Source organism: Peribacillus sp. NPDC101481, assembly GCF_044767165.1.
GTDB lineage: Bacteria > Bacillota > Bacilli > Bacillales > DSM-1321 > Peribacillus.
In genome coordinates, this window is record NZ_JBIWNJ010000012.1 from 1 (window position 1) to 7,853 (window position 7,853).

At 37.6% G+C, this 7,853-nt stretch carries 6 protein-coding genes and 1 rRNA gene; 1 reads left to right on the plus strand and 6 read right to left on the minus strand.

Going from position 1 to position 7,853, the window contains the following annotated elements; genetic code table 11:
* The first annotated feature begins 594 nt into the window (after positions 1-594).
* Positions 595-1,152 (plus strand): shikimate kinase, encoded by a 558-nt coding sequence (locus tag ACIROD_RS26140; protein ID WP_402945645.1) that lies wholly within the window; start codon positions 595-597, stop codon positions 1,150-1,152.
* A 118-nt stretch (positions 1,153-1,270) separates the two neighbouring features.
* On the opposite strand, the gene ACIROD_RS26145 is transcribed toward ACIROD_RS26140, so the two are convergent.
* The 6 genes from ACIROD_RS26145 to rrf all read right to left on the minus strand — a co-directional run.
* A complete protein-coding gene (locus tag ACIROD_RS26145; RefSeq protein ID WP_101226130.1) occupies positions 1,271-2,284 on the minus strand; it encodes a LacI family DNA-binding transcriptional regulator in 1,014 nt (337 codons plus the stop codon).
* A gap of 223 nt (positions 2,285-2,507) precedes the next feature.
* Complete coding sequence (locus ACIROD_RS26150) at positions 2,508-3,716, minus strand: MFS transporter (protein WP_402945649.1); 1,209 nt, start codon at positions 3,714-3,716, stop codon at positions 2,508-2,510.
* A 274-nt stretch (positions 3,717-3,990) separates the two neighbouring features.
* A complete protein-coding gene (locus ACIROD_RS26155; protein WP_101226132.1) occupies positions 3,991-4,875 on the minus strand; it encodes a shikimate dehydrogenase in 885 nt (294 codons plus the stop codon).
* 60 nt (positions 4,876-4,935) lie between these two features.
* Positions 4,936-5,697 (minus strand): type I 3-dehydroquinate dehydratase, encoded by a 762-nt coding sequence (gene aroD, locus ACIROD_RS26160; protein WP_402945652.1) that lies wholly within the window; start codon positions 5,695-5,697, stop codon positions 4,936-4,938.
* A gap of 67 nt (positions 5,698-5,764) precedes the next feature.
* On the minus strand, positions 5,765-6,967 hold the full coding sequence (locus ACIROD_RS26165; protein WP_101226134.1) for an MFS transporter: 1,203 nt from the start codon (positions 6,965-6,967) through the stop codon (positions 5,765-5,767).
* An 811-nt stretch (positions 6,968-7,778) separates the two neighbouring features.
* Positions 7,779-7,853 (minus strand): 5S ribosomal RNA (gene rrf, locus ACIROD_RS26235); the annotation flags it as partial.

Consider the following 7,853-nt stretch of genomic DNA (forward strand, 5'->3'; position numbering starts at 1 on the left):
CGACCATTTCATCTTATCATTTTCATAGTAAGAAGTCAATAGTTATTATTTCTTTCAGCAATCAGCCAAAAGCGATGAAGTTTTTCGTTTGTCTTGGTTGGTGCTTATTTATATTAATCCTTTCCCACCATAAAGTCAACACATTTCATGCAATTCCTTATTAAATGATTTAAGCAACTATATAGAGGAATAAATGTGCCTTTCTTCCCCCGGCCTCCGTTTAAAACATATAATCCGGCAAATCATTAATTCCATCCATTTTATTAAATCAAAGACCCCTTTGAAAATGATTTCCCTTCAACCTAGTAAGCTTTTGCAAAACCAATAAAACCTCCTAGTGATGTGTAAGGGCATTAACAACCTATATAGATGAAGGTAAACGTGTAATCAGATCTCCTAAATCAAATACTGAAAAATTGATTGTTCCTTTCAAATAGATTGCTTTAAAATAAACCGTTAAATCACAAATCCCATTGTCCAAATATTAAAAAATTTTTTTACAATTTTACTTTCTTGTACTATAATAAATATATTTTAAAAATTTCAGGATAGACTTTTAATCATTATAAAAATAGTAGGGAGAGGGATTTATAAATGATTAATAAAAACACATCTTTGAGGATGCAAAGTATCGTTTTTATTGGCTTTATGGGAGTAGGAAAGACGACGATCGGACAGAAAGTAGCAAGGAAATTATATAGGGACTTTATTGATATAGATCAAGAAATTGAAAAGGAATTCAATATGCCCGCTACAGAAATATTCAAGAAGTTTGGTGAAAAAGCTTTTCGCGAAAAAGAAAAAAGTGTAATTGAAAGCCTTAGTCAACAACAATTGAAAATCATTTCAGTTGGAGGCGGGGCATTTTTACAAGAGGATATACGGAATATCTGTTTATCCAATTGCATTGTCTTTTACCTGGACTTATCTTGGGAATACTGGAAAGAGAGAATAGGCTTACTTATTGATAGTAGACCTGTTTTACAAAGCCGGTCACTTGAGGAAATTGAAGAACTCTTTTACACAAGACAAGAAATATACTCCTATCATCATTCAAAAGTGAATACCAATGATCTTGATGTTGATGAAGTTGCAGACTTTATAGTCGATTCATTGAAAGTTGCCTGGGATATTTATGAACCGCTTAAGTAAGACCCGCTCTTTCATTTAATCGATTTTCCCAATAAAAGAATAATAGAAAAGATGAAAAGGGTACAGAGGCATGGATACCTAACCTCCTGTAAACTAATCACCTTTTTATTTTTCTTTATTAGGAAGACTCTCTAATAATCAGTTCTGGATTCAATATGATTCGCTGTTGATCACGTTCAATTTTCTCCATTTGCTGGTACAGGAGATTCGCTGCCTCTTTTCCAATACGTCTAGGGAATGAGGAAATGGTCGTTAGCGGAGGATGATAGATTTCTGCGACTGGAACGTTATCGAACCCAACGATATCTATATCTTTTCCAGGAGTAAATCCTTTCATCATTAATCCTTGCATAACACCGAAAGCAATTAAGTCGCTAAAGCAAAAAATCGCGGTAGGCGGATTAGGATTCTCAAGTACTTTCAATACAGCCTCCAGCCCTCCTTCCCGTGTAGGGGCACTATCTATCACCAGCGATTCATCCACTTCCAATCCCGCACTTGAAAGAGCTTCACGGTATCCCTCCATTCTCTCGATCCAAGTAGAAGATTCCTTGATGCCACCAAGGAGCGCAATTCTTTTATGTCCCTTTCCAAGGAGATGATCAACAGCCATCCTGGCTCCTTCTGGATAGTCTATGCCTACATAGTCGCTATTCACCCCAGGTAGTTCCCTAACAGCAAGGACCATTGGCGTGTCAATTTCATTTAACCGTTCAATTGTATCTTGTGAGCTTTCAGAGACAGGACAAAGAATCAGGCCTCCCACCCTATGTTCCATCATGGTTGAAAGGAGATGGTCTTGCTTGGCGACCGAGTCGAATGTAGTTCCCAGCAACACTGTATAACCGACCTCATCCAATGCGTCATGAACGCCTATCAGGAATTCAGAAAAAAAGGTGTTTGATATGTCGGTAATAATGATTCCTACAGTATCAGAGCTCTGCGACCTTAGGTTGGCTGCAATTCTATCGTATACATAACCCAGTTCATGCATGGATTTTAATACCTTTTGTCGCGTCGCTTCCGATATTCGAGGATTATTGCGAACGATAAGGGAAGCAGTGGATGTAGAAACCCCAGCATGTTTCGCTACCTGTTGCAGCGTGACCCGCCCTTTTTTGGATTGTTTCATAGTTCAATCACCATCTTGAATGTATTTTTGATGTACTTATTATTATCATGTTCTTATTATAATAATAATATAGTTACTGTCATTATTACACCATTGCTTTCGGAACATGGGTATACCATCGGTTAATACTCACTCCCTACATCTATATCAAATATTCATTAGTCCAAAAAAAAACGCCACCCTAGTTCTAGAAGATGGAGTTTTAAGTAATCCTTCATATTTATTAGCCATGGTTAAATATGGTCTGGTGCTGTGTCAATTTTTTATATCGGTAATAAACAAAAGCTGCAGCTAGAATTCCAATAGTTGCAATAAAGCAATCAAAAAGAAATATATGCGATATATCCCCGCTCTTAGCGATCAAACCCGTTGCAATTGGTAAAATGACGCTCGCCAAACTTGAAGCCGTCGCAACGATTCCTGTTACAGTTCCTTTTTTCCTCCAGAAGAGTTCAGTCATTATTGCAATGGTTAATTGAAATATCCCAGCTGTCGAGGCCCCAAGGAAAAAAGAGCAAATACTTAAGACAATGGGTGAATGAATCGTTAATATGATGATTACCGTAAGTAAAGTAATCATTGGATAAAGCAATATCACTGTCACGGGCTTGATCCATTTGTTTAATAAGATGGATAATAGCAGGACAGAAATAAGTGATCCAACACTATAATAACTCAATAATTTAATTGCACTTGAAGATGGCATCCCTGCGACTTCCTGGCCGAAGCTCGGTAACCAGATTTGCGAAACTGTAAATAACGCAGTTGATGTAAACCCAATTATGATTAATGCCACTCCTTCGCTCCAAAATTTAGGTTCAGTTATGAACCTGTTACTATGCAAATCCTCCTCATGATTTACAGCATCGGATTTGCTTTTTGGAAATGAAGCGGACAAAACAAAGAACATATTCAAGAAGTAGACTACAGCCGGTAATAAAAATGCAAACCCGTAAAATAATTCATTCCTAGTAAGAAACAAGATGATGAATGGCAGGATGGTTGCACCAAGTGAACCAAAAGCCTTAACCATAACACTGGCGGAACCAGCAGATTCAGGAAACATTTCAGTTAGCGCCGGATATGTACCAGCATCCATGGCTGAGTTCGAAATTCCCGCAAGTAAAGCAAATACAAACGCCATTTCATATGTGGGGGAAAATGGAATCCCTAATAAAAAAACTCCCATTATTACCGAAGAGACTATGATCAATGGCTTTCTCCCAAATTTATCTGATAATACTCCTGAGAGACCATACGTGAGTAACCTGCCTATTCCTATTGCTGCAATAAGATAACTAATGCCAGTAGAGTCTGTATCCCATTGTTCTGTTAAAGAGGGCATGTTTGAGGCGAGAATTATATTTACCATCCCTAGCAGGAAATAGTTAATATACATGCCAGATGCCGCTTTAAAATACTGATTTTTCATTATTACACCCCTATAATAAATCACGTTGTGTTTCTCCCCTAGAACGCTTTAAGCAAAATGTAATTACTTTAAAGCCTCCCCTTTTATGTTATCCATTTAAATGAAAACGACTTTTCAAAAAAAAAAAAAACGCTAAGAAAAACAAGGGATTTCACTCCCTGCATTTCTTAGCTCTGAGGTATCTGCACTCATTTAATGTAATCAATCAACGAATGATGCACATCAAGTATGAAAAAACCTCTATTTGGAGAATGATCCCCAGAGTGGAATCGTATTATTCTGCAAACAATTGCTCTTTGATGTAATCAACAGGCATCTGTTGACCAGTCCATAATTCAAAGGCAAGTGCACCTTGCCAAAGCATCATCCCCAGACCATTAATAGCTGTAGCACCCGCAGCCTCAGCTTGTTCCATTAGTTTTGATTTACGTGGGATGTAAACAACATCTGTTACGATTAAATCAGGACGCAGCATTGATTCGTCTTGAATGACACTTAAGCCATCAAGCGGTTTCATGCCAACGCCAGTTCCATTTGCCAAAATATCACTAGTTGCGATTTCAGCCTTTAATTGTTCAACATTTTCAAGAGGGTATACATTGGCTTTCACATTTAAGTGCTTCATATCTTCATTGATGATTCGTACATTCTCTTCTGCTTGCGGGAAGAAAGCATCATCACGAGCAAAAATGCTGATTTCCGCCACACCTTCCAGCGCAGATTGAATGGCAATTGGAGTAGCAGCCCCCCCAGAACCGATAAGAGTCATTTTCTTTCCTTTAATATCAATACCATGTTCTTTTAGGTTCCGAGTATATCCCATTCCGTCTGTGCTGTGCCCTACGAACTTTCCATCGACATTGACAACTGTATTAACTGCCCCAGAAAATTTAGCACTGTCTGCCAATTCATCTAGATATGGAAGGATCTTCATTTTATTAGGCATGGATACGTTAAATCCTTTTACATTTAATGCACGCATCCCTTTTACTGCATCTTCCAGCTCTTCATTTCCAACTTCAAATGCTAAATAGGCGCAATTCAAGCCTAATTTATCGAAAGCTAAATTATGCATGGCAGGTGATAAAGAATGTCCGATAGGTGTTGCCAGCAATCCTACTAATTCTGTTTTCCCATTAATTCGTCCTAGATTTTCCATGTTCTATTCCCCCTGATTTTTTAAGTTTTATATAAATTCCTTATTGGAAGGAATTATAAGTTAAATATTTTGATCAATGATCTCCAATACATCTCTTAATTGAGTAACAGGAATTTGTCCTGGGGCAGATGCTTCTTTTCCTGCACCAAATGTACAAGCAGATCCAAACACCGCACCTGATAATCGGCTGACCAGGCCTTTACCCGACATTGACATCGTAATGAATGGGCGATCGGCATACTTTGTTTTCATCGTGTAAGTTGCATCTAATAAAACGAGTAAGTCACCAACCGTTTGGGGCATCACAGCGATTTTTGGAATATGGGCGCCAAATTCCTGCATTTTACGCAATCGGTAAATGATTTCTTCTTTTGCCGGTGTCTTATCGAAATCATGGTTACACATTACTACGTATACGCCATTTTCCTCAGCTACCTGTACAGTCTCCTTCACTGATGATTCCTCAAAAAACAACTCCACATCGACAAGATCAATATTCTTCGTTTTAATAGCTGTATGAAGAAGTTGGAAATAATAAACATCGCTGATTTCCTTGTTTCCGCCTTCTTTATAGCTTCTAAAAGTGAAAAGCAGCAAAGTATTTGGAACAGCACTTCTAAGTTTTGAAATCATATCTGAAACGGCTTCTAAGCTTTCGACTTGTTCAAATACATCTACTCGCCATTCAATGATATCCGGCTGTAGCGCATTTACCGTTTCAACTTCTTTAAGCAGTTCCTCTTCAGTTGTCCCCATTAGAGGAACGATGATCTTTGGAACCCCTTCTCCGATCGTTACGTCTTTGATCGTGATTGTTTGCATGGATGTTTCCCCCTTTTATCATTATCATCAGTGGGGTTCATGCCCCACTGATGTTCGGCTAGACTGATTAATTGGATACCTTAATTACCTTTTTGTATCGATAGGCAACGAATACGGCCAATAAAATACTAACTGCCGCAATTGCCACATCAAACAAGAAGACCGCAGTTAACCCAGCACTCTTAGAAATGATACCAGTAATGAAAGGTATAATGATAAAGGCTGAACTACCTGCAATGTTTACATATGAAGTAATCGTACCTTTATTGGCAGGGAAGAATTCTGTGATTATTGTCATGGCTAATTGGAATACCCCTGCAGTTGAAAGCCCTATGAAGAAAGCGCTCAAAACAGTTATAAATGGTTGCTGGATGTAAATGAGTGACAATAAAGATAATGCTGCAATGACCGGATAGATAATCATGACGGTAATGGGCTTAATTACTTTATTCAATAGAACTGCTAGCAAAATGACAGAAACAAGGGAGCCAATGCTATAGTAACTAAGCAATTGAACAGCCTTAGCTTGGGTTAGCCCCAATACATCTTGTCCGAAGTTCGGGAGCCAGACTTGAACCAGCATGAATAAAGCAGTTGATGTGAAGCCTAATAGTATGACTGCCAAACCTTCCTGAGCAAACTTCGGTTTTGAGAGGAATTGCTGTTGAAGCGGAACAGCTTGTTCATCATTCTGAGTTTGGCTTTGAGCTTTATGATCCGGGAATGAAACCTTAAGCAGGAAAAACCCATTAACAAGATATACAGCAGCCATTAAGAAGAATGTATACCCGTAAAACATATCTCTAGCTATAAAGAACGCCATGATAAATGGAAGAAGTGCGGCACCGATTGAAACGAAAGCTTTTACTAATACGGTAGCAGAACCAGCTTTCTTTTGAAAAGCCTCAATAAGTGCTGGATACGTACCTGCATCCAAAAATGAATTTGCAATACCAGCACATACAGCAAATATAAATGCCAGTGTATAGTTAGGAGCCAAAGGTATGCCTATTAGGAAGATCAGGTAGATAAAAGATGCTGAAACGACAAATGGTTTCCTTCCTAATTTATCCGACAGTCTACCCGCGAAAAACAAGGAAACTAACTTACCGATTCCTATAGCAGAAACCAAGTAACTTATCCCTGAGGCACTTGTGTTTAATTGATCGGACAAATTTTCCATATTTGACCCGATGATAATATTGATCATGCCTAAAATGAAATAGCTAATATATAAACCAGTGGCCATTTTTATAAATGGATTTTTCATGTAACACACCCCTATTAAAAATTATCGAAATACACTTTGATTCTTAAGACTTTCAGAAGTTGCCCCCTTGCCCCATACCATAAAATTAAGAACAAAATTACGTACTAAATAAAACAATAAGTAAACCGGCTTTAGTTAGTACATCGTTCTACTAACTTTTCGTATAACTAGTATATCGTTCTACTAATCTTTATTATTAGTACATCGTTCTACTAAAAAATTAGTACTGGTATATCGTTCTACTATAAACCGATTACGTTCTAAATTCAAAAGGTATTGAATTAACCCTTATACTAGATTTAATTAGTTAAATTTATTTAGTATATCGTTCTACTGGATTATTATACTGCGCTAATTTAATTGTGTCAAACTCATGAAGCAGTCCTTAATAACTATAGAGCAATTACTCATACTCATTATTCCTGGATTTCGAAGTGCTTATTTTTGATCTTATTTACCTTAAAAGCACAGCCATACCTTGGATTCGTTACTGTTCATAAAAGATGAAGCATACTTTTATTTGCTGTGGCACAAAGTATTTTTTATCATTTATTAGGCTTCCGATATTCTCCACTTTTTTAGTTACCAGTTTCTGAATAAATTTCTTTTTAGCTAAAATATATGTACTCCTGCTTATTTAAATACAATTATCCAGTTATTTGCAATCTGATTGATTAACCCATGTCTAAATAATATCTCAACTTACCCTTCTAAGGGTGAAATAACGTCTTCTCTATAATGGAAAATAACAAGGCTTCATACTTTTCATAAACGCAAAAAAAGACCAGCCGGATGGCTGATCTTTTGAATGGCTTGGCGGCGTCCTACTCTCACAGGGGGAAACCCCCAACTACCATCGGCGCTGAAGAGCTTAACTGCCGTGTTC

Bases quoted from the DNA above. Each gene is read 5' to 3' on its own strand.
- ACIROD_RS26140 (WP_402945645.1), top strand. From the start codon at position 595: ATGATTAATAAAAACACATCTTTGAGGATGCAAAGTATCGTTTTTATT.
- ACIROD_RS26145 (WP_101226130.1), bottom strand. From the start codon at position 2,284: ATGAAACAATCCAAAAAAGGGCGGGTCACGCTGCAACAGGTAGCGAAA.
- ACIROD_RS26150 (WP_402945649.1), bottom strand. From the start codon at position 3,716: ATGAAAAATCAGTATTTTAAAGCGGCATCTGGCATGTATATTAACTAT.
- ACIROD_RS26155 (WP_101226132.1), bottom strand. From the start codon at position 4,875: ATGGAAAATCTAGGACGAATTAATGGGAAAACAGAATTAGTAGGATTG.
- aroD (WP_402945652.1), bottom strand. From the start codon at position 5,697: ATGCAAACAATCACGATCAAAGACGTAACGATCGGAGAAGGGGTTCCA.
- ACIROD_RS26165 (WP_101226134.1), bottom strand. From the start codon at position 6,967: ATGAAAAATCCATTTATAAAAATGGCCACTGGTTTATATATTAGCTAT.